The sequence below is a fragment of the Arthrobacter sp. efr-133-R2A-63 genome, from assembly GCF_030209795.1.
Taxonomy (GTDB): domain Bacteria; phylum Actinomycetota; class Actinomycetes; order Actinomycetales; family Micrococcaceae; genus Arthrobacter; species Arthrobacter bambusae_A.
Window position 1 is genome coordinate 1 of the sequence record NZ_JARVRG010000037.1, and the last position, 25,496, is coordinate 25,496.

Below are 25,496 nucleotides of genomic sequence, written 5' to 3' on the forward strand. Positions count from 1 at the left end.
CTTGTCGAAGTATCCGATCGCTTCCATGGAAACACTCTGCCAGGAGGCTACGACATTTAACCGAACTCAGACCGGCGGTCCTGCGTTCGACTTCAAGTTCTTCATCACCAACGTCGAATTGAGGCGCTCGACGGCGGGAAGTGCCGAGAGCTGGTCGTCGTAGAAGCGCTGGTAGGCCGGAAGATCGGCTGCGATCACGCGCAGGAGGTAGTCCGGCGAGCCGAAGAGCCGCTGGGCTTCGACGATGTTCGGAATGGCCGCGACACGGTCTTCGAACTCCGACATCGTGGCGCGGTCAGCCTGACGCAGGGTCACGAAGACTATCGCTTCGAAACCCAAGCCAATCGCACCGGGATCGATGTCTGCCCTGTACCCCCGGATCACGCCCGACGCCTCAAGATCCCGCAGCCTTCGGTGGCACGGAGCCACCGTCAATCCCACCTTGGCTGCGAGCGCGGTGGCAGTCATTCGGCCATCCTCTTTGAGGTGGCGCAAAATAGTTCTATCTATTCCATCGATCACGCAAATATCTTACCTAAATTCCGGCAAGTCTGGCTAAAGATGGGAACACTTATGGGCCGATTTTCCATAAAGTTCATGGTGTAACCACCAGCCAGGAGCCACCATGAATCCGCACCTTTTCCTCGCCTTCGTCATTGTCGCCGTCACCCTGGCGTGCACCCCGGGCGTCGATTGGGCGTATTCGATTGCCGCAGGCCTGCGGCAGCGCAGCTTCCTCCCCGCCGTGGCCGGCCTGTGCAGCGGCTACGTGCTGCACACGGCCCTCCTGGTGGCCGGACTCGCGGCCCTCCTGACGGGGGTTCCGGGGCTTCTTGGCTGGCTGACGATCGCGGGCGCAGCCTATTTGCTCTGGCTCGGCGTGAGCACCGTGCGCTCGTGGCGCGGCGCAAGCTTCGGTGCGGATGACGCCGTCGGGCAGTCCCGAAACCAGTTGCGCACCTTCCTGCAAGGCATGGGCACAAGCGGCATCAACCCCAAAGGGCTGCTGTTCTTCCTCGCGCTGGTGCCGCAATTCGTGAGCCCCGAGGCGTCCTTGCCGGTGGCGGTACAGTCAGGCGTGCTGGGCCTCACGTTCGTGTTGTTGGCGGGAGCCATTTACACAGCAGTGGCACTGACTTCACGAAAGCTGCTTCAGTCCCGGCCTTCCGCCGCACGTGTGGTCACCCTCAGCAGCGGCATCATCATGATGGGGCTTGGGGCTGTTCTGTTGGGCGAACAGCTACTTCCGCTGCTCGGGTGACGCGGGGCCGGCCTTAGTCGTCCGGTTCGCCGAAGTCCTTGTTCCACATTCGGCGCACCTCGATGTCCTTGCGGATCCCATCGACGGCGTCCAGCTCGGCCTCTTCCGGCTTGCCTTGTTTCCGACGCACAACCACCCTTGGAACGGGAAGCCGCGGGTTGGGCCGCCGCCTGACCTCAAGCTTCGACAAGGCCCGGTCCGTGAGCGCGTCATTGCGCAAGGCAAGGCTTGTCTTCTTCCTCCGAAGCACCTCCACGAGAGCAGCCTGTGCCGCCTCCCGCTCCCCCAATACCCTGAGCGACTGCGCACGTATCAGCAGCAGCGCCGCCGAGAGGTCGTCCGTGTTGCGGAGCCCCTCGGTCCAGGCAACGACGTCGGCGTGCCGGTCGAGCGCCGCCGCTGCGGTGCAGCGGGCCAAAGCAGAGGGCAACGACGGCGGCAAGCTGGCCAGGATGTCCAGGGCCTCGGCCGTCTGGCCCGTCTCCCGGAAGCAATGCGAGAGCGCAAGGAACACGGATTCCTCGCTGAACAGGACCGGAACGTCAATCCGTTCCGCTACCTCGATCCGCGTGACCACCCTGCGGAGGTAGCTTGAGGAGAACTGGCTGGCGGCGTCGTCGATCCGTATGGACAAGCCCCGCTGCAGAAGCTCGGACGCCCGGAGATAACCGCCGTGTTGGTACACAAGCAGCCCGGCCATCACATAGCAGAGGCCAGCCCAGCCGGGGTAGCTGCGCGCCAGGGTGAGGAGGCGGTCCGGTTCCGTGCTCGTGAAGACCGCGTCGTAGACCGATTTGGCGGTCTTGCCGGCCAGCCGTTTGAGCCTCGGAACTTCCCCGGCCACGTCGATCCGACCTGCGGCCTTTCCTTTCAGGACGCCCCAAATCGCTCCGCTCAAGCCCTCAGCCAATCCACCTACGGATGTGCGGACATGTCCGTTCCGGAACGGCGTGATGTCCCTGGTGTCCCCGAAAATCGCTCCGCGGACTCCGGGAGCCGATGGCTCACTCACGGTTGCCCTGCCATCGCAGGATAAAGCGTCGCAGAATTGGGCATCACAGAACCATGCTAGCTGCGTTTGTCCCGACCTTTGCCCTCTATTTCCGGGGTTTTCGGGAGTAAGATATCCACGTCGGCAGGGTTCCGACTCCTTGCCGCGATGCGGCCCTCCATTTGAAGGGCCGGATTAGTATCGTGATCGGGAGGAGCTATGACTACTGCTTCACACCCCGCGCAGCACCACGCAATGGGGCTGACGCTCCACAACACAGCACTCGGTTTGGGCTGGGTTTTCCTGGCTGTTGGCGTCCTGGGATTTATCCCGGGCATCACCAGCAATTACGGCGCCATGACCTTCGCAGGACATGACTCGGGCGCCATGCTTCTTGGAGTTTTCCAAGTATCCATCCTGCATAACATTGTCCACCTGCTATTCGGCGCGGCAGGCCTGTACTTCGCGAGGACTGGAAGGATGGCGCGTGGTTACCTCATCGGTGGCGGCGCAATCTACCTCGTCCTGTGGATCTACGGCCTCATCACTTTGTCGAACATGAGCGCTGACTTCGTGCCCATGAACGCCGCGGACGACTGGCTGCACCTGGTTCTCGGTGTTGTCATGGTTGCCCTTGGCGTGTGGCTTGGACGCGATGTAAGAGAGGAGTCGAAGGGCCGCGCCATGTAGCGCACCCTGACTCTGCAGCACTCTGCAGTTGCACGACGGCGACCGCTCCTTCCGGGCGGCCGCCGCCTTTGCATCCTGGGGCCCGGGGCCTGACCGTTCCCGGGTGCCTACCCGAGGAGCCTGCGTTCGTAGGCGAACGCCACGAGCTGAAGCCTGGTGCGCAGCCCGAGCTTGCTGAGGACACTGCGCAGGTGGGATTTCACGGTGGCCTCGGAGACAAACAGGCTCTGCGCCATCTCGGCGTTCCCCAAGCCTTTGGCCGCCAGCAGGAACACATCCCGCTCGCGTGGAGACAGCTCGTCCATCACGGTGAGGTCCGGCCCGGCGACCGGCACTGTCCTCGCGGCGTGCTGGAAGAGCTCGTGAACCGAACCAGGCGCGATCACCGAGTATCCCGAATAGACGGTCCGGATAGCCGCCAACAGGAATTCCGGCTCGGCACTCTTGAGCAGGTAGCCGCTCGCACCCGCCTGTACGGCGTCAACCACGGCTTGGTCCCTGTTGAACGTGGTCAGCGCGATGATCTTCGGCTTGTCCACGCCGGCTGCATCGGCCTCCTCCGTGATGCGCCGCGTGGCCTCGACTCCGTCCAGCACGGGCATCCGAAGGTCCATCAGCATGACGTCCGGCCGCTGCTTGGCCGCGAGGGCTACGGCTTGCTCGCCGTCGTCGGCCTCCCAGGCCATGTCCATGTCCGATTGGCTCTGCACCAGCATGCGGATACCGGAACGGAATAGTGGTTGGTCGTCCACCAAAGCAACCGTGATGGGTATTTCAGCCACGTCCGACGCTTTCCCACTCAGGGCCCGACGACGGCGAGGCAGCCTGGAGGGCGAACGACGGCTCCTGCTCCGGTTCCGTGCCGGACGAAACATCCTCGTCCGCTCCGTTTTCCGGAAGGAGCGCCGCCGGGCGAGAGCCATAAGGGATGAAGACCGTCACACGGAACTGCTCGCCGTCAGGCCCGGAACTGAGCCAGCCGCCGGCGAGGTGCGCACGCTCGCGCATTCCGGGGATCCCGCGCCCCACACGTTCGGCGGCATCGTCGTCGTCCGTCCCCCCAGTCGAAACGGACGCCGGCAATTCCGAAGCGACGTGCATGGTCAGCCCCGGGCCGCTCCAGTCAAAATGAAGGCGCACTGCTGTGCCGCGTCCGCCGTGCTTGAGGGCGTTCGTGAGGCATTCCTGCACAATCCGGAATACCGCGAGTTGCTGGCCCGCGCCAAGGTCCACCGGAATTCCGGTTTCGCTCTGCTGGACCTTGAGGCTCCCCTGACGCATCCGCTCCACGAGAGGCCCGACGTCGGTGAGCCGGGGCTGCGGGGCCACCAGACCGTCGTCGCGCACTCCCTCAATGACCCGTTGGGCGTCCACAAGAGCATGGCGGGCGGATACCGCGATGTTCTCCAAGGCGTCGAGCACGGCCTTGGGCTGGTCCTGGCTGAGATACCGGGTGCCGTCAGCTTGCGCGGCGATCACTGCGAGCGAGTGCGCCAAGACGTCGTGGAGGTCCCGGGCGATCCGCGTGCGCTCCTGCTCCACGACCAGCTCGACCTCGGTCTCCTTGAGGTTCGCCTGGACGAGGTTCCGGGCGTTGAAGAGACTTCCGCGTTCTTCGTAAAGGCGCAAGGCGATCCCGACGGCCGCACAGCCGGCGGCGAGCGTGAAGAGTATAAAGAAAAGCTGCGGTCCGTAGTTGGCCAAAGCGTACCGGTCGCCCATGAACAATTGCCTAAACCATCCAACGCCGCCCCCGTATCGCCACGAAAGCATGATGAACGTCATCACGCCGGCGAAGACCACGTTGCACCCGGCGACAACAAATGGCAGACGGCCCCTCGCGGTCCACATCGAAAACCCCAAGGCGATGAAGGAACCGAAGTAGATGGGCCAATCTTCGGAATACGGCTCGGGGATAAAGTACACCAACTGACCAACCAGCAATACAGTCGTGAATCCCAGAGACAGCACGGGTCGCCATGCCGAAACAGCAATGGCGAGTGTGGTCAAGATCAGTATCGATAATCTTGACAGAATAAGCTTCCACAATTCGGCCCAATGGGGGATCCATGGCGCCATAAATCCCGCTTCCGCCACGCACCACAGCGTGAAGAAAATGACGGCCGCCGCGGGGGCGCCCCAATGCCGTACAACTTTCAGTGTCTGTTCCATGTCCGCCACCCTATCCACGGTCAAGGACGCGGGAACGCCGAATCTGCCTTCCAGCGTCCGATCTCCACCGCGAAGCCAACGGATTCATCCTCGGAGCCAACGCGAGAGGTGAGCGAGCGTTCGTGTAAACGCCGGCATAAGTGAGCGAGCGTTTGCCGGAACCAACCCTCGCTCACATATCCCGCCAAAATCCCCAACGCTCGCTCACATATCCCGCACTTCGGAACAAAAAAACGACGGCGACGCTTCCCAGCACGGAAGCGTCGCCGTCGTCGGCTCTTCGGGTATTGCGCGCGCGCTATTCAGCCGCCGCGGCAACCGCCGCCGTGACTGCAGGAGCGACGCGGGGGTCCAACGGGCTGGGCACGATGTAATCGGCGGAGAGTTCTTCCTCGGCGAGGGCGGCGATGGCGCGGGCCGCGGCGATCTTCATGGCCGGAGTGATCCGACGTGCCCCGGCGTCCAAGGCTCCGCGGAAAATCCCGGGGAAGGCCAGGACGTTGTTGATCTGGTTCGGGAAGTCGCTGCGGCCAGTGGCCACGACGGCCGCGTACTTCACGGCGACCTCCGGCAGGACTTCGGGGTCCGGGTTGGACAGCGCGAACACGATCGAATCCTGGTTCATGAGCTTCAAGTGTTCCTCGGCCAGCTTGGACGAGGAAACGCCGATGAACACGTCGGCGCCGTTCAGGGCCTCTGCGGGTCCTCCGGAAAGGCCGCGGGGGTTGGTCCGCTGGGCGAAGCGGGCCTTGACGCTGCCCGAGTCGGCCACGAGGTCCGCGCGCTCCGCGTTGATCACGCCCTTGGAATCCAGAAGGACGACGTCCTTGACGCCAGCGGTCAGCAGGATCTCGGAGACGGCGATGCCCGCGGCGCCCGCACCGGACACCACAACTTTCAGTCCCTCAAGTTCGCGGCCGGTCACCTTTGCGGCATTCGTCAATGCTGCGAGAACCACGACGGCGGTGCCGTGCTGGTCATCGTGCATGACGGGGCAGTCGAGGGCTTCGATGAGGCGCTCTTCGAGTTCGAAGCAGCGGGGCGCGGAGATGTCTTCGAGGTTGACGGCGCCGAAGCTGGGACGCAGGCGGACCAGGGTCTCGATGATTTCGTCCACGTTGGTGGTGTTGAGGACCAAGGGGATGGAGTCGAGATCGCCGAAGGCCTTGAACAGCGCCGATTTCCCTTCCATGACCGGGAGGGAGGCGCTGGGTCCGATGTCGCCCAGGCCCAGGACGGCGGTACCGTCGCTAACGACCACCACGAGGCGCTCGGCCCACGTGTGCGTCCGTGCAAGCTCAGGGTTGGCGTGGATCGCGCGGCTCACCTCGGCGACGCCGGGGGTGTACGCAATGGAAAGATCCCGCTTGTTCAAGAGCGGCACGGTGCTGGAAACGGAGAGCTTGCCGCCTTCGTGGGCGGCGAAGATTTCCTCTTCGCTCAGCGCCAGGGCAGTCAGATTCTGTTCAGGGGTGATGGTCTCGACGGACACGTCGTTGTCTCCTCAGGCTAGCCGTGAACCCACGGCACAATTCGGGCAGGTATAGAGGCTTCGGTGCCGGACCAAGGGTGGCTGGTCCGTGCTGTGAAGCTCCTGCGGATATGGGCTGCTAGCCGCTTGGCTCCTGTCTTCGTAGACAAGGGCTTGATAGGAAGACTAGAGACATCCAGCCATAAACTCATACTTTTGGTCGTAGTGGTCTAGACCAATTACGTTGATTCCCGTAAAAGCTACGCGTCCGCAATCAACTTGCAGGCGTTCTTGAGGTCCTTCTCCGCGTCGAAAAGTGAGATCCGGCGGCAGTTGACGGACTGGACCAGACCACTGACGACGTGGAGCAGAATCCGGGCCCTCCCAGCGTCACCGATCGCAGCAGCCACCATCTCGGCCGAGAGCGCTTCGATATCCCGCAAGAGCACGGGGATGTCGCCATCGCGGGTATCCCACGTGCGGGACAAGCAATGCTCGACGGCGGGTTGCATGACCCGCATGTGGAAAATCTCCATCCCGAGACCCGTGAGTTCCTGCTGGCTGCACCTCGAAGACGCCGGCTTGGAGTCGTTGAGTTCCCGCAGCTGCTGCCGGTAGACGGCAAGCATCAGGTGAACCGTGGACGGAAAGTATCGGTAGAGCGTCCCGAGCGGAACGTGGGCCCTGGTGGATACGTCGGAAAGGCTCACAGTATCGAACTGGCGCTGGGCGAATCCGGCGGCAGTCTTCAGTATCCGGGCGTAGCGCAATAGCTGTCTCGGCGTCGTGGGAGCAGCCGCCATTTGGGGCAACCCCGCGGCCAGATCCAGCGAATACGGTTCCAAGGAGTTCGGTTCGGACATTTCCGGCGTTCTGTTGGTTTGGGCTTCGTTCGGGGAGATTGCGCGGCCCCCCAAAGACCGAGCGCGTCCTGACAATGATACGGCAGCAAGTTGTCAGTTCCCTGAGAACCGATTCCCGGAGGCTACGCGACGCCCTTGATCTTCACAACGAATACGGCACCCAGCAGACCGACGACAGCTGCGGCCAAGTACAGCGAAACGTAGCCACCCCAGAACACAACGAAAACGGAGGCAATTGCCGGCGCAATCACTTGCGGCAAAGAGTTGGCCACGTTGATGACCCCAAGGTCTCTGCCCCGGTCCAACGCCGCAGGGAGCACTTGGGTAATGAGGGCGAAGTCGACCGCCAGATACGCACCGAAGCCCACGCCAAGCACCACGGCACCCGCAATGGCCCCTGTCCACGTGGGTTCGAACGCGAGGATCAACGCGGCTATCGAGATGACGACGGACGAGACAATGACCAACGGTTTGCGTTTGCCCATGCGGTCGCTGATGGCGCCGCCCACCACGCTGGTGATGATCACCATGACGGCATACAGGCCCGTCAGGATAAGGACGCCGAACTCCGGCTTGATCCCCTGCGCTTCCTCGAGGTGCACGGCATCCTTGAGGAAGAACAGCAAGTACAACGTGACCATGTGGTTGCCGACATTGACCAGGAACCTCGTCAGCCAGGCCCACGCGAAGTCCGGGTACTTGACGGGCGAGATCCAGAACCCCTTGACGAATGTCCAGAGTTTGAACGGTGGCCTGGCCTCCCGAACGAGAGGCACGTCGTCATTCTTGAATAGATAGAGCACGACCCCGGCCAGCAGCGCGGCAGCGCACACGATGTAACCGAGGGCAAAGTTCCCGGAAACCACGGAAGCAATCACCGCGCCCGCGAGAATGCCCACGGTCTGCCCCATAGCCGCGAGCCCGCCGACCGCGCCGCGCTGAGGAACTGGTACTCGATCCGGAATAGCAGCTGTGATAGCCGCATAGGCTCCGTTACAGCCGGCCTGGACAAGGCACCACAGAATGGTCATGACCGCCACATTGGGAGCGCCCGCCAGGGCCACCAAGGCTGCGGTGCCGAGGATGGCACCGAAGAGTACCCACGGAACGCGTCGCCCGAGGCGTGACGTAGTGCGATCGCTGAACGCTCCGAAAAGGGGATTCGCAACCATCGATACCGCGGCGCCGCATCCCGTGACAAGCGCAAGGATGGCTTCCTTCTGTCCTTCGTCAAAGTGGATTGCCTGCTGTCCGAGCAACACCTGGATGGGCCCGAAGAAAGCAGCGTTGATGCCCACATTGACGAGCACCACTCCGGTGACCCACAGCGATCGGACGCGCTCCACGGGCTCGGCGAGGGCCGTCGTCGGGCCGTGTGTTCGCGCAGGATCGAGGGCAGGATCCGTCACCGGTCCCTCAGGCAGGGAACCGGGCGGATCGGACGGGCTCATGACGGTTCTCCCCTGGCGTCTGGACGTGTGAATTCAGCCTAGCGCCAAGGCACGTCCGCGCACGTTAGGGTAACTCCAACGGACCGAGGAGGATCAACGATGAACAGCCCAGCGAACCCCATCAACACCGCAGATTTATACGACGAGCGTGCCGAGGATGTTGAGTCGATATCACTGCAGTTCCAGGACCTCGGCGGCGTCTCGCACTTCAACGGCCCCGTTCGCACCATCAAGTGCTTTGAGGACAATGCCTTGGTGAAGGCGGTTCTGGCGACCCCCGGCGAAGGCGCCGTGCTGGTGGTGGACGGCTACGGCTCGCTGCGCACGGCTCTCATGGGGGACATGATCGCCGAGAGCGCCGTCGCAAACGGCTGGTCCGGCGTCGTGATCAATGGTGCCATCCGCGATCGCGTGGCGATCGCGAGGCTGCCGTTGGGCGTCAAGGCCCTCGGGAGTAACCCCAAGAAGAGCTCCAAAGTGGGCCGCGGCGAAGTGGACATCGCGCTGCTGATTGATGGAGTTCACATCGAACCCGGCAACCTGATCTACTGCGATCCCGACGGGATTCTCGTGGAACGGTGACATATTTCTCTCCAATCGGGTAAGACAGGGAATAGAGGAGCCATTAGGATAGTTACTGAAAGCAACTATCCTGCTTAGTCCCCTTTTCATCCACCCTTGGAGAAGCAATGTCCAAAGCCACGCCTGTGCGGGCCGCCGGAGAGGTCCTGACACACCGTCAGACGCTCACCGTCATGGTGGGCCTCATGCTCGGCATGTTCCTGTCCTCCCTGGACCAGACCATCGTGTCCACGTCCATTTACACCATCGCCAACGACCTCGACGGCCTGTCCCTGCAGGCGTGGGCGACTACGGCCTACCTCATCACATCCACGGTAACCACCCCGCTGTACGGCAAGCTCAGCGACATCTTCGGCCGCCGTCCGCTCTACCTGGCCGCGATCCTGATCTTCCTCGCGGGCTCCCTGTACGCCGGTTCCGTGCACTCCATGACCGAGCTCGCCATCGCCCGCGGCATCCAGGGCATGGGCGCCGGTGGTCTGCTCGCCCTCGCGCTGACCATCATCGGCGACATCGTTGCCCTGAAGGATCGTGCCAAGTACCAGGGCTACTTCATGTCCGTCTTCGGCGTTTCCTCGGTCCTCGGCCCCGTGGTCGGCGGTGCTTTCGCAGGCTCCGCCAACATCCTTGGCTTCGACGGCTGGCGCTGGGTCTTCTTCATCAACCTGCCCATCGGCCTGGCCGCGCTGGCCGTGGTGTTCTTCTACCTGCACCTGCCCGCGAAGCACGTCAAGCAGAAGATCGACTACTGGGGCGCAGGAGCCATCACGCTGGCCATCGTCCCGCTGCTGCTCGTGGCCGAACAAGGCCGCAGCTGGGGCTGGACCTCCGGCAACTCGTGGATCTGCTACGGGCTTGGCGTCATCGGCATCATCGCGTTCCTGCTGGTTGAGCGGCGTGCCGGGGACTACGCGCTGATCCCCCTGCGGCTCTTCAGGAACATCACGTTCGGCTTGTCTTCCCTGCTGAACTTCATCATTGGTATCGGCATGTTCGGGGCCATCGCGATGCTCCCGATGTACCTCCAGCTGGTCAAGGGCCTGACTCCCACCGAGGCCGGCCTCATGATGATCACCTTTACGGTGGGCATCCTCTTCGGTTCCATTACAGCGGGCCGTACCATCTCGTCGTCGGGCGTTTTCCGGATCTTCCCGATCCTCGGCACGGGCATCCTGACCGCGGCTGCCATCGTCATGGGACTGTCCCTCGGCGTGGACACCGGACTCTGGGTCCCCGGCCTGATCGCCGTGTTCTTCGGCATGGGCCTGGGCTTCTGCATGCAGCCGCTCACCTTGGCCATGCAGGTCTCCGTGCCGTCGAAGGACATGGGCGTGGGCACGTCTACCGCTGCCTTCTTCCGTTCCATGGGCGGTGCCGTGGGAACCGCCGTGTTCATCTCGATGCTCTTCAGCCTGGCCGCCGACAAGATCGCCTCGGGCATGAAGGACGCCATGGGCAGCGCCGATTACCTCAAGGTGCTCAAGGATCCCGCGGTTGCTGCGGATCCCGCCAACGCGAAGCTGTACGACTTCTTCAAGAACGGCGCCACGAACGATTCGCTGAACGACACCAGCTGGCTGCACCATGCAAACCCGGCGCTCACGCGCCCCATCCTTGAAGGCTTCGCACAGTCGATCGACACCGTGATGCTGACCGCCGCGGCCCTCACCGGCCTCGCGTTCCTCATTACGTTCGCTTTGCCGAACAAGAAGCTGACGGATCCGAAGACGGCTGCGAAAGAGTCCGTTTCGGCCCACTAGGCAATATCTCGAACCGCGCAACGGCAGGCAGTCTTTTGGACTGCCTGCCGTTGTCGTTTCCAGTGTTCGTGCGGGCAAGCGTCCGACGGCGGCGCAAAAGTCTGCGTGGCGTGACACCTCCTGCGTGGCCGGCCGCGTTGACTGGAAGTCACGCTGGCAGCGTGCCACACTGTGTAGCGCGAGTGCCCCGACGTCCCCGTCGGAACCAGGCGCCGACGAGGACCGCGCCGCACAGTCCACAAATTTTCCCAAGGGAGAGCCATGCCCGATTCCAGCTCAGACAGCCGCTCCGGCGTCCCACGCAAGGTAATTGGCCTGGCCGTTGCCGGGGCGGTAGGCGGTTTCCTCTTCGGCTTCGATTCCTCCGTCGTCAATGGGGCCGTCGATGCGATGAAGGACGAATTCATGCTGAGCGAGGCCGTCACTGGCCTCGCTGTGGCGGTCGCGTTGCTCGGCTGTGCAGCAGGGGCCTATCTCGCGGGCAAGGTGGCCGACCGATACGGCCGCATCCCCGCCATGAAGCTGGGCGCCGCTCTCTTCCTGGTCAGTTCCATCGGGACGGGCTTGGCTTTCGGCATCTGGGACCTGGTCTTCTGGCGCTTGGTGGGCGGCCTCGGCATCGGCCTCGCCTCCGTGATCGCGCCAGCCTACATCTCTGAAATCTCCCCGCGCCGGGTCCGTGGCCGGCTCGCATCGTTGCAGCAGCTGGCGATCACCACCGGTATTTTCGCGGCCCTGCTGTCCGACGCCGTCCTGGCAAACTCTGCGGGAAGCGCCCACCATGCGTTGTGGCTCGGCATTGAGGCGTGGCGCTGGATGTTCATCGCCTGCGCCGTGCCCGCCGCGGTTTACGGCGTGATCGCCTTCCGGCTGCCTGAGTCCCCGCGCTTCCTGGTCCTCAACGGCAAGGAAGACACCGCACGCAAAATCTTCGACACCCTGATGCCCGGCGACGACACCGAACGCCACATCCGCGAGATCCGCGACTCGATCAAGGAGGACGAGCTCTCCACCAAGAAGGGCTCGCTGCGTGGAAAGGCCTTCGGCCTGCAACCCGTGGTGTGGATCGGCATCATCCTGTCCGTGCTGCAGCAATTCGTCGGCATCAACGTGATCTTCTACTACTCCACCACCTTGTGGAAAGCAGTCGGCTTCCACGAACAGGACTCCCTGACCATCTCGGTGGCAACGTCCGTCACCAACATCCTGGTGACCCTCGTGGCCATCGCACTCGTGGACCGCATCGGCCGGCGGCCCATCCTGCTCGCGGGCTCGATCGGGATGGCCGTGTCCCTTGGCGCCATGGCGTTGGCCTTCTCCTCCGCCACCGGGTCGGGATCCTCGGTGTCCTTGACCGGAGCCTGGGGTCCGGTTGCCCTGGTGGCAGCCAACGTGTTCGTGGTGAGCTTCGGAGCTTCGTGGGGACCGTTGGTGTGGGTGCTCCTGGGAGAGATCTTCCCCTCACGCATCCGTGCCCGCGCGCTGGGCCTGGCCGCTGCAGCCCAGTGGATCGCCAACTTCGCGGTCACTTTGAGCTTCCCCGTCATGGCGGCCGGTTCGCTGCCGCTGACTTACGGCATGTACGCACTGTTCGCCGCGGCGTCGTTCTTCTTTGTCATGTTCAAGGTGCCCGAAACGAACGGCATGTCCCTCGAGCAGGCCGACACCTTGTTCGTCCCGAAGGGCTCCAAGCCCGCGGAGTTCGCGGTCACGGAACCCAAGTAGCCTCCCGGGCCCAAGTGACTCGCAGTTGTTGTCGTTTTGGAGGCTCATAACGACAACAACTGCGAGCTGATTGGGGCCGCCTACACGAGGTGCGGTTCGTGCGACTTCAGGTATCGGCGGCCACTTGCGGCTACGAGGATCGCGAACCCGAGGGCGACGGCGGCAGCGAAGAACGGGACCTGGGGACCGAAGTGCTCGCCCAGCTGCGCAGCGACAAACGGAGCCAGCGCGCCGCCCATCCAGCGCACAAAGTTGTACCCGGCCGAGGCCACGGGACGCGGCGAATCGGAGACCTCCATGGCCAGTTCGGTGTACAGCGTGTTGTTGATGCCCAGCAGGGCGCCCGCCACAATGACGAGCACGACGACGGCAGTCACCGAGTGCCCCGCAGCCAGTCCCAGCCCTACGAGGTCCAGCAAAAGCGCCCCGAGTGTGCCGACCAGGACGTTGGTGGTGCCGAAGCGACGCTGCAGCAGGGGTGCGACGAAGACCGAGAACACGGCCACGGCTACGCCCCAACCGAAGAACACGGCACCGATACCGTAGGCGTCCATTCCCAGGATGAAGGGCGTGAAGGCAAGGATCGTGAAGAAGCCGTAGTTGTAGAACAGGGCACTGGCCGCAGTGGTGCGAAGGCCTTTGTGGCCCAGGGCGAGGAGCGGGTCACGCAAACGGGCCTTCGTGGCCGGCTTCGGCGTCTTGGGCAGCAGGGCCAGCAAGGCGATGAAGGAGACGGCCATGAGGACCGCGGTGCCGAAGAACGGTGCGCGCCACTGCCAGCCGCCGAGCAGCGCGCCGAGCAAGGGGCCGAGGGAAATGCCCAGGCCAAGGGCGGCTTCGTAAAGAATAATCGCGGTTCCGGTTCCACCGCTTGCGACGCCGACAATCACTGCGAGCGCGGTGGCCACGAAGAGAGCGTTGCCAAGTCCCCAACCAGCGCGGAATCCGACCAGCTCACCCACGCTTCCGGACAAGCCGGACAGCGAGGCGAAAACGACAATCAGGGCCAGGCCGATCATCAGCGTCTTTTTGCCGCCGATCCGCGACGAGACGAAACCGGTCACGAGCATCGCGACCGCGGTCACCAGGAAGTAGCTCGTGAAGAGCAACGACACCTGGCTGGGGCTGGCCTGGAGGTTCTTGGCGATGGCCGGCAGGATCGGGTCCACCAGGCCGATACCCATGAAGGCGAAGACGGCGGCAATCGCCGTGGCCCAGACAGCTTTGGGTTGCTTGAGGAACGAAGCCTTCTCGGCCTCGAGGGTTTCTTCCGCTGGCTGCAGTTGCTCTGCGAGCTGGCCTTTCATGGACTGCTCTCCTAGTTCTTGGGCTTCTTCAGTTGGGTTTGTTCAGTACTGGACTGAGTGGTTGATCTTGTCGAACACCGGAAGTGCGGCTTCCACGGCGTGGCGTTCTGCTTCGCTCAGCGTTCCGAGGATCCCGGCGATGAATTCGTTGCGGCGGCGGTCTGCGTTCTCGACGGCGGCACGTCCCGCCGCGGTCGCGGCGACGCGGACGGCACGGGAGTCGTCCGGATCCGCTTCCCGTTTGACGAGGCCCGCGCGCTCAAGCTTGATGATCTGCTCGGTGGCGCTGGGGACCTTGACCCCCAGGTTCCGGGCGATCCCTCCGACGCGGGCAGCGCCGTCGAGCGCCATCTTGAGGACGCCAAGCTGGGCGGAGCTGAGTTGCTCCTCGGAATCGAGGCGGCGCATCACATAGACGCTCTGCCGCAAGGCTTCCCGGAATGATTGGGCGAGGGCGAGGAGCGCTTCGTCAGCTTGATTGTCGTTCATACTTAGGTATCCTAACAGTTAGGTTACCTAAATATCAAGGATAAGCATTTCCCTTTGCGCTCTCCGGCGCTACAGCGCGAGCTTCATTCCCTCGTGACTGGCCACGAAACCAAGCCGCTCATAGAAGCGGTGGGCATCCGTGCGGGACTTGTCGCTGGTGAGCTGGACCAGGGTGCAGCCGCGGTTCCGAGCCTCTTCGATGGCCCACTGCATCATGGCCGCCCCGACGCCATGGTCCCGCAACTCTGCGGCGACGCGCACGGCCTCGATCTGGCAGCGCAATGAGCCCTTCCGAGCCAAACCCGGGATGAAACTCAGCTGGAAAGTCGCCACGCAAGCGCCATTCAAATGGCCGACCACCAACAGTTGGGCCGGATCCTCATTGATCTGCTGAAACGCCTGCAGATAGGGTCCGACATCGTCGGCATTTTCACGGGAGCTGCCCAACTGATCCGCGGCGAGCAATCTGAGAATGGCGGGCAGGTCCTCCCAGTGTGCCCGGCGGAGCGTGAAGACTCCTTCGTCCAGAACCATGCTCAACAGCGGCTTCACCCCTGGATTTGTGTGACTCATAGCACCAGCCTGACACAAGCTGGAAGATTCGTTTTACGCGCTTTCATGAATTCTGGGTGAAACGATCAATCACAAATTATTGGATGCTTCAAGTTACTTTGGACTAGCAGATTTGTTAGCCACGTCACCATGCGGCGAATCACCCGAAGGATACAGATATGTCTCACCAGACAACAACGGGGCACCGCACAGCCTCCAGCAAAGACAGCGAGCCGCATCTGGCGCGCTCACTGAGCAACCGCCACATCCAGTTGCTTGCCATCGGCGGCGCCATCGGCACGGGCCTGTTCATGGGCTCCGGAAAGACCATCTCCGTCGCCGGCCCGTCAGTGATCTTCGTGTACATGATCATCGGCTTCATGCTGTTCTTCGTCATGCGCGCCATGGGCCAGCTCCTGCTGTCCAACCTGAACTACAAGTCCTTCAGCGACTTCGCCGGCGACCTGCTTGGTCCTTGGGCGGGCTTCTTCACCGGCTGGACCTATTGGTTCTGCTGGGTGGTAACCGGAGTGGCCGATGTAATCGCCATCGCGGGCTACGCAAATGAGCTCTGGCCGGGGGTGCCGCTCTGGATTCCGGGCCTCGCGACCATCGCCATCCTGCTCCTCCTGAACCTCCCCACGGTGAAGGCCTTCGGCGAGACTGAGTTCTGGTTCGCCCTCATCAAGATCGTTGCCATCGCCGCTTTGATCATCGTGGGTATCGTCATGATCTCCACCGGCTTCACGTCCGACGCCGGAGCCGCCAGCTTGACCAATCTCTGGAGCCACGGCGGCTTCTTCCCCAAGGAATTCATGGGGTTCGTTGCCGGCTTCCAGATCGCGGTCTTCGCGTTCGTCGGCATCGAACTGGTGGGCACCGCCGCGGCCGAGACCAAAAACCCGGAGCACAACCTGCCCCGCGCCATCAACGCCATCCCGGTCCGCGTCATGCTGTTCTATGTCGGCGCGCTCATCATCCTGATGTCCGTCATCCCGTGGACGGAATTCAAGGCCGGCCACAGCCCGTTCATCGCCATGTTCTCCCTGGCCGGACTGGGCATCGCGGCCACCGTGGTGAACCTCGTGGTGCTGACCTCTGCCATGTCCTCGGCCAACTCGGGTATCTACTCGACGTCGCGCATGGTGTTTGGCCTAGCCAACGACGGCGATGCCCCCAAATTGTTCGGCCGCCTCTCGAGCCGCAAAGTCCCGCAGAACGCCCTGTTTCTGTCCTGCGTGCTGCTCCTTGGCGGCGTCGCCCTGCTCTACGCGGGCAAGGACATTGGAGCAGCCTTCGACATGGTCACCACGGTCTCCGCGGTCTGCTTCATGTTCGTATGGTCCATCATCCTGGCGAGCTACCTCGTTTTCCGGAAGCGCCGGCCCCAGCTGCACGAGGCATCGACCTTCAAGATGCCCGGCGGGATCGTGATGGTGTGGGTGGTCTTCGCCTTCTTCGGCTTCCTGGTTTGGGCCCTGACGACCCAGCCGGACACCCTCACGGCCCTGCTCGTCACGCCCATCTGGTTCGCGATCCTCGCCGTGGCCTACGCCCTGGTCCGGAAGTCGCCGCTGCACCAGGCCCGCGTGGCAGAGTGGAAAGCCATGGCCGAATCCGAGACGACCGCCGTCGACACCGCCGCCCGCTAGGACGCCCGCTCACATATAACGGCAAAACCCGAAACCCTCCTTCACATCATTCATGTGAAGGAGGGTGAGCGAGCGTCCGGGAAAAGCCTAGGACTCGGCCTTGCGGTCTTCGATCAGCTTCAGCACCTGCGGGAACAACGGATGCGACGGCGGCAGGTCGGTAATGCGCTCGACCGCCTCGGCGGCGTCCATCTCGGAAAGCATCCGGGAGAGTTCCACGGCTTCGTCGTCGGCGCCGTCGTCGAAACGCAGGGCTGCGGCCATCGCATCGAGGAGGGCAACCGGCGTGACTCCGCGCTCCGCGAGTTCCGCGGCCGGCCCGATGAACCGTTCGTGCCGGCCCAACTTCCGGAGCGGAGCACGGCCCACCCGGTTCACCGTGTCCGGCAAGTACGGGTTGGTGAAGCGGGACAGGATCTTCTGCACGTACGCTTCCTGCTCTGCTTCGACGAACTCATGTTTGGCCACGAGAAGCTGCTTGGTCTCCTCCAACACGGCCCGCACCCGGGCGGCCACGGTGGCGTCGGCCATGGCGTCGGAGATCTTCTCCAAGCCGGCGCTATAGCCGAAGTACGCTGCCGAGGCATGTCCCGTGTTGACCGTGAACAGCTTCCGTTCGATATACGGAGCGAGTTCGTCCACGAAGGTCGCGCCCGGGATCACCGGTGCCTCCCCGGCGAAGGGCGTGCGGTCGATCACCCACTCGTAGAAGGTCTCCACAGTCACGTCCAGGCCTTGGCCCGGCGCTTGGTTGGGGACAATCCTGTCCACCGCCGTGTTCGCAAACACAGCAGCGGAGGAAAGGTCACCGGCGGCACCGTCCCACGCGGCTTCCACTTCGGAGTGCAGGAGGTCCGTGGCGTTGATCGCGTTCTCGCAGGCCATGACCTGGAGCGGAGCCAACAACGGCGAGCGGCCGGCGACGCCCCGCGCGATCACCGGTGCCACGAACTTGAGGATGTGGGGCCCCACTGCAGTGGTGACGAGGTCCGCCGTCGCGATTTCCGCGACGACGGCAGCCTCTTCGGTGCCCGAATTCAGGGCCCGGAAACCGGACACGGTCTTGACGGCGGCGTTCTCGCCGACCTCGTGGACCTCATAGGAGGATGCGGAGGCGAGCTGGCTGATCAAGGCCTCCGCGACATCGGCGAAGACCACCTCATATCCGGCCTCGTGCAGCAGCAAGCCGACGAATCCGCGTCCGATGTTCCCTGCCCCGAAATGGACTGCCTTCACTATGCGTTGACCTTTCCGAACAGATCCAGCACTTCCTGCACCGACGTGGCCTGCTCGAGCTGGGCCACTTGCGCCTTGTCCGTGAAGATCTTGGCGATGGAGGACAGGATGTGGAGGTGCTCGTTGTTGATGCCGGCGACGCCGACGACGAACTTGACCTGCTTGCCGCCCCAGTCGATGCCCTCGGGGTAGCGGACGATCGACACACCGGAGTGCAGGATGTGGTCCTTGGCAGCATTGGTGCCGTGCGGGATGGCCAGGAAGCTGCCCATGTACGTGGACACGGATTCCTCGCGCTCGTGCATCGCGTGAATGTAGCCCATGTCCACGGAGCCGCGGTCCAGCAGGAGCTTGCCGGCTTCGTCGATGGCCGAGTCACGGTCCGTCGCGGAACCATTGAGGATCACGCTTTGGGGGAGCAGGACATCTTTGCCCTCGGCGGCGGCAGGCTGGGCGGCGTGGGCACCGGCGGCCGGTTCGGCAACCGCCGTCGAATCTTCAGTCCCGGGCTCAGCGTTGCTGCTCTTGACCAGTTCCACGATCTCCTCGTACCGGGGACTGTTCATGAAGTTGTCCACGGAGACGTGCACGGCACTGGAGGTGACCGGCCGGGCGCGTTCTGTCAGGTCCTGGTGCGTGACCACGACGTCATACGTGTCGCTGAGGTTGGCAATGGCCGAATTGGTGACCTTGACGTCCGGGAACCCGGCTGCCTTGATCTTGTTGCGCAGGACCGAGGCCCCCATGGCGCTGGAGCCCATGCCGGCGTCGCACGCGAACACGATGTTCTGGATAGGACGGGTCAGGACGGCGGTACCGCCACCGGCGCCCAGGAGGGCGGAGGAAACGGAACTCTTCTTGCCCTTGAGCTCTTCCATCCTGGACGTTGCCTGGCCCAACGCGTCCACATCGGTGGTCTTGCTGGTCCGCAGGATCACCGAGGCGATCAGGAAAGATACCGTGGCTGCGAGGAGGACGGAGAGCGCCACACCGAAGTAGCTGTCTTTCGCTGTTGCGGCAAAGACCGCGAGGATGCTGCCCGGGGCTGCAGGTGAGCGCAAGCCCGCACCGGTGACCACCAAGGTGAAGATACCGGTCATGCCGCCTGCGATCGTGGCGAGGATCAGGATCGGCTTCATGAGGATGTACGGGAAGTAGATCTCGTGGATGCCGCCGACAAACTGGATAAGCGCAGCGCCAGGAGCAGAAGCGCGTGCCAGGCCCTTGCCGAAGATCATGTACGCGAGCAGGACGCCGACGCCCGGGCCGGGGTTGGCCTCAAGCAGGAACAGGATGGACTTGCCGTTTTGCAGTGCTTGTTCCGTGCCGAGCGGAGTGAGGATGCCGTGGTTGACGGCGTTGTTGAGGAAAAGGACCTTGGCGGGTTCGATGAAGATGCTGGTCAACGGCAGGAGTCCGTTGTGGACCAGGAATTCGACGACGTTGCTCGCACCGTCGCTGAAGGCCTTCACTACCGGACCGATCACCAGCATGCCGAAGATGGCCAGGGCGGCACCGACGATGCCTGCCGAGAAGTTGTCGATCAGCATCTCGAAGCCCGGCTTGACCCGGCCTTCCCATACCTTGTCGAGCTTCTTCATGATCCAGGCCGTGAGCGGGCCCATGAGCATGGCGCCGATGAACATCGGGATATCCGTACCCACAATCACACCCATGGTGGCGACGGCTCCCACCACGCCGCCGCGGATGCCGTGAACGGCCCGGCCGCCCGTGTAGCCAATCAAGAGCGGCAACAGGTACGTGATCATGGGGCCCACGAGTTTGGCCAGGTCCGCATTGGGCAAGAAGCCTGCCGGGATGAACAGGGCCGTGATGATGCCCCATGCAATAAAGGCCCCGATGTTGGGCATGATCATGCCCGATAGGAACGTTCCGAACTTTTGGACACCAACGCGCACGCTGGTGCGCGGTTTCGCAACTGACGCTGTTGCCATTGTGTGAATTCCTAACGTGAGCCCCGCATCAGTGCGGGATCAGTCGATATCTATCGAAGGAGGACAGCTCTAGGAGCTGCTGGAGATACGGTGAAGCCATTCAAGGAAGAGCTTCAGTTCCGAACTGGATAGCTGGTCTGAATGCGAGGCTTGGAGTGCCGCATTCAGCGCGATTGCCGCAACAACAACGGACGACTTGCCGGAGTCGTCTGCTGCGGCGCCACGGGCAATTTCCGTGGACACGGCGAAAATCATGGAATCCCGGGTCATGGTGGAAAGTTCGAGGTTCCGGTCTTCCAAAGGCTCTGCAATGAGCATGAGCGTGACGCCGACGTTGGCCGCCAGGATGCTCCTGGCCGCCTCGCGCGGGGGTACGTTGATCTGCCCGGCAATGGCCGCCTTGCTCAGCATCTCCTCCAGAAGCGACTCGGCATCAGCCACGATGGCCGGCCTGCTTTCCGGACGGATGTTGCCGAACATCACCAGGTAAAGGTGCGGTTGGGTAAGTCCGAACTGGACGTGGTTGTCCCACATCCGGCGGACGTCCTCCAGGGGTTCCCCAGAGGGTGCGAAGTCCCGCTCTCCCGCCACGTACTCCTCGAAGCCGGCTGAAACGACGGCATCGAACAGCCCCTCCTTGTCGCCGAAGTGGTGGTAAAGCGTGGGCGCCGTGACGCCGGCAAGTTTGGTGATTTGGCGCGTAGAGACCGGTGACCCGTCCGAATTCGCCAGCAACTCGGCAGCTGCACGGAGCAGCCGAGTTTTGGGCGGAAGCTGGTCATCGAAACTCATAGCCGCTACCCTAGCACCTATAGCAACGCTATATGAAGTGAGTCACAGGAGATTTTTTCGGACCCCGAGGCGCCGCAGCCGGTGGGTCCGATCCGAGAGCAGGAACAGAGGATTTCAGTGCAGAATTTCCAAGGAGTAGGCGTTAGCCCGGGCCGCGTCATTGGCACTATCCGTCAGATGCCCAAACCAGTCAGCGAACCGCCGTCGGGCGAACAGCTAGCCGCATCCACCACTGCGGAAGACGCCGTCGCTGGCCTGAAAGCGGCGGCCCAATCGGTCCACGACGAGCTCAAAGCACGGGCTGACAAGGCCAGCGGCGACGGCAAGGCGGTGCTCGAAGCCACGGCGCTCATGGCCAAGGACACCATGCTCCTGAAGTCGGCCACCAAGCTCATCAACAACAACGGCAGCTCCGCCGAACGCGCCATCTGGGAAGCCGGAGCCTCCGTCTCCGAAATGCTCCACAACCTGGGCGGATACATGGCCGAACGCGCCACCGACGTCCTGGACGTCCGCGCGCGGATCGTCGCCGAACTCCGCGGAGTCCCCGCCCCGGGGATCCCGGCGTCGGACACTCCGTTCATCCTGGTGGCCGAAGACCTCGCACCCGCCGACACCGCAACGCTGGACCCCGCCGTCGTGACTGCACTGGTCACCTCGGGCGGCGGACCGCAGTCCCACACCGCGATCATCGCGCGCTCGCTCGGCTTGCCCGCAGTCGTCGCGGCCCGCGGAGTGGACGAAATTCCTGACGGCGCCGAAGTCTTCGTGGACGGCGCAGCCGGCTCACTCTCCCTCGAACCCAGCGAAGAACAGCGCGCGGCCGCCCTCGCGTGGGTCGAAAATGCCGCCACCCTTGCGGCTTTTGACGGAAACGGCACGACGGCGGACGGCCACTTGGTGCCCCTCCTCGCCAACGTCGGCGGAGCCAAGGACGCTGCCGCGGCCGCGGCGCTGGGCGCCCAGGGCGTGGGCCTTTTCCGCACCGAATTCTGCTTCCTGGAACGCGACACCGAACCGACCGTGCTGGAACAGGCCGCCGCGTACAGGGGCGTATTCGACGCGTTCCCGGGCAAGAAAGTGGTGCTCCGGACCCTCGACGCGGGCGCCGACAAGCCCCTTCCCTTCCTCACCGACGCCACCGAACCCAACCCGGCCCTCGGCGTGCGCGGTTACCGCACCGACTTCACCACACCCGGTGTTTTGGACCGCCAGCTCGAGGCAATCGCCATAGCGGCCGACGAAACAGAGGCCGAGGTGTGGGTCATGGCGCCCATGATCTCGACTGCGGCCGAGGCTGCCCATTTCGCGTCGATGTGCGATGCCGCGGGCATCAAAAAACCCGGCGTGATGGTGGAAGTTCCCTCGGCGGCATTGACCTCGGCGTCGGTCCTGCGCCACGTGGGTTTCGCGTCCCTCGGCACCAATGACCTCACGCAGTACGCCATGGCGGCCGACCGGCAACTCGGGCCCCTCGCCGAACTCAACACCCCGTGGCAGCCCGCCGTCCTGCGCCTCGTCCAGCTGACCGTGGCTGGCTCGGTCGAAGAGGGCAGCGGCAAACCCGTTGGCGTCTGCGGTGAGGCTGCCGCGGACCCGGCCCTCGCCGTCGTGCTTGTTGGCCTGGGCGTGTCCACGCTGTCCATGACCGCGCGGTCGCTTGCCGCCGTCGGAACCGTGCTCAAAACGGTGACGTTGGAACAGGCGCAGGAGCTGGCCCGGCTGGCGCTCAGCGCACCGGATGCGCTCGACGCAAAGGCCTGGGTCCGTGCCAAACTGCCGATCCTCGAGGAACTCGGGCTCTGAGCCCGGCTGCACTGTCCTACCTGAACACAAGGAGAAACCATGCCCGAACGCACCGCCACCATCGCCAGCCGCTCCGGATTGCACGCCCGCCCCGCGGCAATTTTTGCCGAAGCCGCGGGAGAATCGCCGGTTGAAGTGACCATCGCTATGGCCGGTTCGGCTGCCGACGACGCGCTCGACGCCGCCAGCATCCTTTCCCTCATGACGCTCGGCGCGGCCAAGGGCGACGTCGTGGTGCTTCGCGCGGAGGGCGACGGCGCCGACGCTGCCCTCGATTCCCTGGTGACACTCCTGGAAACGGACCTCGACGCCGAGTAGGCGGCCTCTTTTCCAACGCCCGCTCACCTATGAGCGCCTCCCGCCGAACGCCCGCTCACCGTCGATGAGCCGAAAGGGAACGAAAATGCGCAAGCCCGATCCCGCCGTCGCGTTCTATGCGCTCAGCATTGCGCTGCTCCCGGTGTCGCTACTCGGCTATGTGATCTGGGTGGGAAAGCTTTTGTCTGCGAGACCTTCTGGCGTGTCGACAAGTGCGCAGGCCCCGCTCTCCGCGAGGTGGGCGATGCACAAATTCGGCGTGCGCGAAGACCAGGCCGCCAACCGGTTGTTGCCCCTGCTTCCCGGCGTTCCCTGGTTGGGCATGCGTTTGGCATTCTGGCCGACCGTCTTCGCGCACCGCGTCACGGGTTTCGTCCCGAAGACGTTCCGCTACCCCTTTGAGGGCGAGATACCTCCACAAGCGGAGGCATCGGCGAGGGTCACGTTCTTCGACAACGCGGTAGACCGCACCCTTCCCGGGATCGACCAGTTGGTCATCCTCGGCGCGGGTTTCGACACACGCCCGTACCGCCTCGCGCCGGACACGCCCGTCAGTTCCTTCGAGGTAGATGCCGCAAGGACGCAGGCGGTCAAGCGCGAAATACTCGACAGGGCAGGAATCGACACGCACAAGGTAGCGTTCGTGTCCGCGGACTTCGAGAAGGATGATTGGCTCGCCAAACTCGTCGACGCCGGGTTCGACGTCGGGCGTCCGGCGCTTTTCCTCTGGGAGGGTGTCACGATGTACCTCGACCGGAACGCGATCGAGGACACGCTCCGGAAGGTCGCGAGTTGCGCCACGGGGAGCTTGCTCGCCTTCGACTACTTCACAACCGAGGCCCTTGAATCGAGAACGCCATATTGGCGATTCGGGCGGGCGGCGGCCACCGCAGCGGGCGAGCCATTGAGGTTCGGCGTGGACAGGACACCGCCTTCGCGGGAGCGCCTGGCCGAACTTCTCCGGTCCAACGGGTTGGCTCTCCTCGAACAGCGTGGACTTGGTCGCGAGAAACGCGCGTGGGGCGGCTTCGCGATCGCCGTGGTGGAGTAATGATCTGAGCGGGCGTTCCCCCGATTGGGCTCATATCCGAGCGCGCGTCTGGGATTTTGGCCATATAGGTGAGCGAGCGTCTCAGGAGGCGCGGTGCGGGACGCCGCTTTACGCGAAGGCGGAGATGCCCGTGATCGAGCGCCCGATGATCAACGCTTGAACCGTCTCTGTGCCTTCGTAGGTATGGATGCCCTCGATGTCGGCGAAATGCCGGGCCACGCGGTTGGCCAACAAGATCCCGTTGCCACCGAGCAAATCGCGGGCGTTCGAGGCGATGCTGCGGGCAGTGCGGGTGCACGTGAATTTCGCGAGCGCCGCCTGTGCTGGAGTCAGCACGCCCTCCTCGTCCAGCCTGGTCATCTGCATGACCATGAGCTGCATGGTGGCAAGCTCGGAGTGCATGCGGGCAAGGCGCTCCTGCACAATCTGCGAAGCGGCCAGCGGGCGGCCGAACTGCCGGCGTTGGGCGGCATACTGCACCGCAGTTTCGTAGCAGGCAGTGGCATGCCCGACGGCGGACCAAGCCACTCCGAGCCGGGTCGCCAGGAGCACCCGGGCCGTGTCCTTGAAACTCCGGGCGCCCGGGAGCACGTTTTCCGTCGGGATGAAGACATTCTCGAGGCGGATGTGTGCCTGCCAGATGGCCCGGAGTGAGAGCTTGCCGTCGATGGTCGTGGCGGAATATCCGGGCGAATCCTGCGGGACAAGGTATCCGTGAACTTGCCCATCATCACCACGGGCCCAGACGACGGTCAGGCCTCCGATCGAGCCGTTGCCGATCCATTTCTTTTCACCGTTGAGCACATAGCCGCCCTCGACGGCAGTTGCTGTCGCCTCGAGTCCCACAGAGTCGGAGCCGTGGGCCGGCTCGGTCAGGGCGAAGGCGCCGTATTCCTCGGCCCGGGAAAGCGCGGGAAGCCAACGGGCCTGCTGCTCGGGGGAACCGCATTCGGCCACGGACCGCAATGCCAATCCGCCCTGGACCGCGACCACCGTGCCGATGGAGCCGTCCCCGCGGCTCAGTTCCATCGTGACGAGTCCGGCGGCGGTTTTGCTCATGGCCGGGAACCCGTCGACGTCGATTCCATCGCGCAGGAGGTCAAGCTCACCGAGACGCTTCACCAGGTGCAGCGGATACTCAGCGCGCTCCCAGTACCCCGCGATGACCGGGAGCACTTCGTCCTGCACAAAAGTCCGCGCACGGTTCCAGTAAGCGCGGTCTTCGCCGCCAATGTCTTTGAAAACGGAGGCAGGATCCGGGTCCAGGGATTCGTTCAGGACATATTCTGGCTCCATGGTGCCAGCCGGGAACACAGCATCCAGTTCCTCGGAAGTGCTATCGGACATCGTCGTCATGGGGAATCCTCGCTTT

General features: G+C 63.6%; 23 protein-coding genes. 9 read left to right on the forward strand and 14 right to left on the reverse strand.

Annotated elements, in window-relative coordinates; all coding sequences use genetic code 11:
• Positions 1-66 precede the first annotated feature (66 nt).
• Entirely contained in the window at positions 67-522 is a 456-nt protein-coding gene (locus tag QRN45_RS19020; protein ID WP_078107280.1) for an Lrp/AsnC family transcriptional regulator, read from the reverse strand.
• 103 nt (positions 523-625) lie between these two features.
• Between QRN45_RS19020 and QRN45_RS19025 the strand changes: the two genes are divergently transcribed.
• A complete protein-coding gene (locus QRN45_RS19025) occupies positions 626-1,261 on the forward strand; it encodes a LysE family translocator (RefSeq protein ID WP_264637084.1) in 636 nt (211 codons plus the stop codon).
• A 13-nt stretch (positions 1,262-1,274) separates the two neighbouring features.
• On the opposite strand, the gene QRN45_RS19030 is transcribed toward QRN45_RS19025, so the two are convergent.
• The gene (locus QRN45_RS19030) at positions 1,275-2,273 is read right to left on the reverse strand and encodes a hypothetical protein (RefSeq protein ID WP_284764302.1); all 999 of its coding nucleotides are present in this window, start codon (positions 2,271-2,273) and stop codon (positions 1,275-1,277) included.
• 198 nt (positions 2,274-2,471) lie between these two features.
• Between QRN45_RS19030 and QRN45_RS19035 the strand changes: the two genes are divergently transcribed.
• Positions 2,472-2,942: a DUF4383 domain-containing protein gene (locus tag QRN45_RS19035; protein ID WP_078107278.1), complete on the forward strand. Its 471-nt coding sequence runs from the start codon at positions 2,472-2,474 to the stop codon at positions 2,940-2,942.
• A gap of 107 nt (positions 2,943-3,049) precedes the next feature.
• Here the strand turns inward: QRN45_RS19035 and QRN45_RS19040 are convergent, their stop codons facing one another.
• From QRN45_RS19040 to QRN45_RS19060, 5 genes are all read right to left on the reverse strand, one after another.
• Positions 3,050-3,724 (reverse strand): response regulator, encoded by a 675-nt coding sequence (locus QRN45_RS19040; RefSeq protein WP_241710988.1) that lies wholly within the window; start codon positions 3,722-3,724, stop codon positions 3,050-3,052.
• Positions 3,717-4,952 carry a sensor histidine kinase gene (locus QRN45_RS19045; protein ID WP_284764303.1) on the reverse strand — a complete coding sequence of 412 codons (1,236 nt, stop codon included), beginning with the start codon at positions 4,950-4,952 and terminating at the stop codon, positions 3,717-3,719. Before QRN45_RS19045 ends, QRN45_RS19040 begins: the two co-directional genes overlap by 8 nt.
• A 460-nt stretch (positions 4,953-5,412) precedes the next feature.
• A complete protein-coding gene (locus QRN45_RS19050) occupies positions 5,413-6,606 on the reverse strand; it encodes an NAD(P)-dependent malic enzyme (RefSeq protein WP_241709706.1) in 1,194 nt (397 codons plus the stop codon).
• Between the two features lie 239 nt (positions 6,607-6,845).
• Positions 6,846-7,448: a TetR/AcrR family transcriptional regulator gene (locus QRN45_RS19055; RefSeq protein WP_241709707.1), complete on the reverse strand. Its 603-nt coding sequence runs from the start codon at positions 7,446-7,448 to the stop codon at positions 6,846-6,848.
• Between the two features lie 122 nt (positions 7,449-7,570).
• Positions 7,571-8,899 (reverse strand): MFS transporter, encoded by a 1,329-nt coding sequence (locus tag QRN45_RS19060; RefSeq protein ID WP_284764304.1) that lies wholly within the window; start codon positions 8,897-8,899, stop codon positions 7,571-7,573.
• A 99-nt stretch (positions 8,900-8,998) separates the two neighbouring features.
• Here QRN45_RS19060 and rraA point away from each other — a divergent pair, with 99 nt between their 5' ends.
• From rraA to QRN45_RS19075, 3 genes are all read left to right on the forward strand, one after another.
• Complete coding sequence (gene rraA / locus QRN45_RS19065; RefSeq protein ID WP_241709709.1) at positions 8,999-9,481, forward strand: ribonuclease E activity regulator RraA; 483 nt, start codon at positions 8,999-9,001, stop codon at positions 9,479-9,481.
• Positions 9,482-9,588: 107 nt separating this feature from the next.
• Positions 9,589-11,241 (forward strand): MDR family MFS transporter, encoded by a 1,653-nt coding sequence (locus QRN45_RS19070; protein ID WP_241709710.1) that lies wholly within the window; start codon positions 9,589-9,591, stop codon positions 11,239-11,241.
• 261 nt (positions 11,242-11,502) lie between these two features.
• Entirely contained in the window at positions 11,503-12,966 is a 1,464-nt protein-coding gene (locus tag QRN45_RS19075) for a sugar porter family MFS transporter (protein ID WP_241709711.1), read from the forward strand.
• A gap of 80 nt (positions 12,967-13,046) precedes the next feature.
• On the opposite strand, the gene QRN45_RS19080 is transcribed toward QRN45_RS19075, so the two are convergent.
• The 3 genes from QRN45_RS19080 to QRN45_RS19090 form a co-directional block, all read right to left on the reverse strand.
• Positions 13,047-14,273, reverse strand: a complete 1,227-nt coding sequence (locus QRN45_RS19080; RefSeq protein WP_241709712.1) for an MFS transporter — start codon at positions 14,271-14,273, stop codon at positions 13,047-13,049.
• A 42-nt stretch (positions 14,274-14,315) separates the two neighbouring features.
• Entirely contained in the window at positions 14,316-14,762 is a 447-nt protein-coding gene (locus QRN45_RS19085) for a MarR family winged helix-turn-helix transcriptional regulator (protein ID WP_241709713.1), read from the reverse strand.
• Between the two features lie 69 nt (positions 14,763-14,831).
• Positions 14,832-15,335 (reverse strand): GNAT family N-acetyltransferase, encoded by a 504-nt coding sequence (locus QRN45_RS19090; RefSeq protein ID WP_078107268.1) that lies wholly within the window; start codon positions 15,333-15,335, stop codon positions 14,832-14,834.
• A 158-nt stretch (positions 15,336-15,493) separates the two neighbouring features.
• On the opposite strand from QRN45_RS19090, the gene QRN45_RS19095 reads away from it, so the two are divergent.
• Positions 15,494-16,966: an amino acid permease gene (locus QRN45_RS19095; protein ID WP_078107267.1), complete on the forward strand. Its 1,473-nt coding sequence runs from the start codon at positions 15,494-15,496 to the stop codon at positions 16,964-16,966.
• 87 nt (positions 16,967-17,053) lie between these two features.
• Here the strand turns inward: QRN45_RS19095 and QRN45_RS19100 are convergent, their stop codons facing one another.
• The 3 genes from QRN45_RS19100 to QRN45_RS19110 all read right to left on the reverse strand — a co-directional run bounded on the left by QRN45_RS19100 (position 17,054) and on the right by QRN45_RS19110 (position 20,949).
• Entirely contained in the window at positions 17,054-18,202 is a 1,149-nt protein-coding gene (locus QRN45_RS19100; RefSeq protein ID WP_241709715.1) for a mannitol-1-phosphate 5-dehydrogenase, read from the reverse strand.
• Positions 18,202-20,157, reverse strand: a complete 1,956-nt coding sequence (locus tag QRN45_RS19105) for a PTS mannitol transporter subunit IICBA (protein ID WP_241709716.1) — start codon at positions 20,155-20,157, stop codon at positions 18,202-18,204. Before QRN45_RS19105 ends, QRN45_RS19100 begins: the two co-directional genes overlap by 1 nt.
• Positions 20,158-20,226: 69 nt before the next feature.
• Positions 20,227-20,949 (reverse strand): TetR/AcrR family transcriptional regulator, encoded by a 723-nt coding sequence (locus QRN45_RS19110; protein WP_241709717.1) that lies wholly within the window; start codon positions 20,947-20,949, stop codon positions 20,227-20,229.
• A 117-nt stretch (positions 20,950-21,066) separates the two neighbouring features.
• Between QRN45_RS19110 and ptsP the strand changes: the two genes are divergently transcribed.
• From ptsP to QRN45_RS19125, 3 genes are all read left to right on the forward strand, one after another.
• Positions 21,067-22,755 carry a phosphoenolpyruvate--protein phosphotransferase gene (gene ptsP / locus QRN45_RS19115; RefSeq protein ID WP_078107263.1) on the forward strand — a complete coding sequence of 563 codons (1,689 nt, stop codon included), beginning with the start codon at positions 21,067-21,069 and terminating at the stop codon, positions 22,753-22,755.
• Positions 22,756-22,794: 39 nt separating this feature from the next.
• The gene (locus QRN45_RS19120) at positions 22,795-23,073 is read left to right on the forward strand and encodes an HPr family phosphocarrier protein (protein WP_264637088.1); all 279 of its coding nucleotides are present in this window, start codon (positions 22,795-22,797) and stop codon (positions 23,071-23,073) included.
• Positions 23,074-23,158: 85 nt separating this feature from the next.
• Entirely contained in the window at positions 23,159-24,124 is a 966-nt protein-coding gene (locus QRN45_RS19125) for a class I SAM-dependent methyltransferase (protein ID WP_264637089.1), read from the forward strand.
• A 108-nt stretch (positions 24,125-24,232) separates the two neighbouring features.
• Here the strand turns inward: QRN45_RS19125 and QRN45_RS19130 are convergent, their stop codons facing one another.
• The gene (locus tag QRN45_RS19130) at positions 24,233-25,480 is read right to left on the reverse strand and encodes an acyl-CoA dehydrogenase family protein (RefSeq protein ID WP_502870735.1); all 1,248 of its coding nucleotides are present in this window, start codon (positions 25,478-25,480) and stop codon (positions 24,233-24,235) included.
• Positions 25,481-25,496: the final 16 nt, after the last annotated feature.

Coding starts and splice junctions, on each gene's coding strand:
- QRN45_RS19025 (WP_264637084.1), top strand. CDS start 626: ATGAATCCGCACCTTTTCCTCGCCTTCGTCATTGTCGCCGTCACCCTG.
- QRN45_RS19035 (WP_078107278.1), top strand. CDS start 2,472: ATGACTACTGCTTCACACCCCGCGCAGCACCACGCAATGGGGCTGACG.
- QRN45_RS19055 (WP_241709707.1), bottom strand. CDS start 7,448: ATGTCCGAACCGAACTCCTTGGAACCGTATTCGCTGGATCTGGCCGCG.
- QRN45_RS19060 (WP_284764304.1), bottom strand. CDS start 8,899: ATGAGCCCGTCCGATCCGCCCGGTTCCCTGCCTGAGGGACCGGTGACG.
- rraA (WP_241709709.1), top strand. CDS start 8,999: ATGAACAGCCCAGCGAACCCCATCAACACCGCAGATTTATACGACGAG.
- QRN45_RS19070 (WP_241709710.1), top strand. CDS start 9,589: ATGTCCAAAGCCACGCCTGTGCGGGCCGCCGGAGAGGTCCTGACACAC.
- QRN45_RS19075 (WP_241709711.1), top strand. CDS start 11,503: ATGCCCGATTCCAGCTCAGACAGCCGCTCCGGCGTCCCACGCAAGGTA.
- QRN45_RS19080 (WP_241709712.1), bottom strand. CDS start 14,273: ATGAAAGGCCAGCTCGCAGAGCAACTGCAGCCAGCGGAAGAAACCCTC.
- QRN45_RS19085 (WP_241709713.1), bottom strand. CDS start 14,762: ATGAACGACAATCAAGCTGACGAAGCGCTCCTCGCCCTCGCCCAATCA.
- QRN45_RS19090 (WP_078107268.1), bottom strand. CDS start 15,335: ATGAGTCACACAAATCCAGGGGTGAAGCCGCTGTTGAGCATGGTTCTG.
- QRN45_RS19095 (WP_078107267.1), top strand. CDS start 15,494: ATGTCTCACCAGACAACAACGGGGCACCGCACAGCCTCCAGCAAAGAC.
- QRN45_RS19105 (WP_241709716.1), bottom strand. CDS start 20,157: ATGGCAACAGCGTCAGTTGCGAAACCGCGCACCAGCGTGCGCGTTGGT.
- QRN45_RS19110 (WP_241709717.1), bottom strand. CDS start 20,949: ATGAGTTTCGATGACCAGCTTCCGCCCAAAACTCGGCTGCTCCGTGCA.
- QRN45_RS19120 (WP_264637088.1), top strand. CDS start 22,795: ATGCCCGAACGCACCGCCACCATCGCCAGCCGCTCCGGATTGCACGCC.
- QRN45_RS19125 (WP_264637089.1), top strand. CDS start 23,159: ATGCGCAAGCCCGATCCCGCCGTCGCGTTCTATGCGCTCAGCATTGCG.
- QRN45_RS19130 (WP_502870735.1), bottom strand. CDS start 25,480: ATGACGACGATGTCCGATAGCACTTCCGAGGAACTGGATGCTGTGTTC.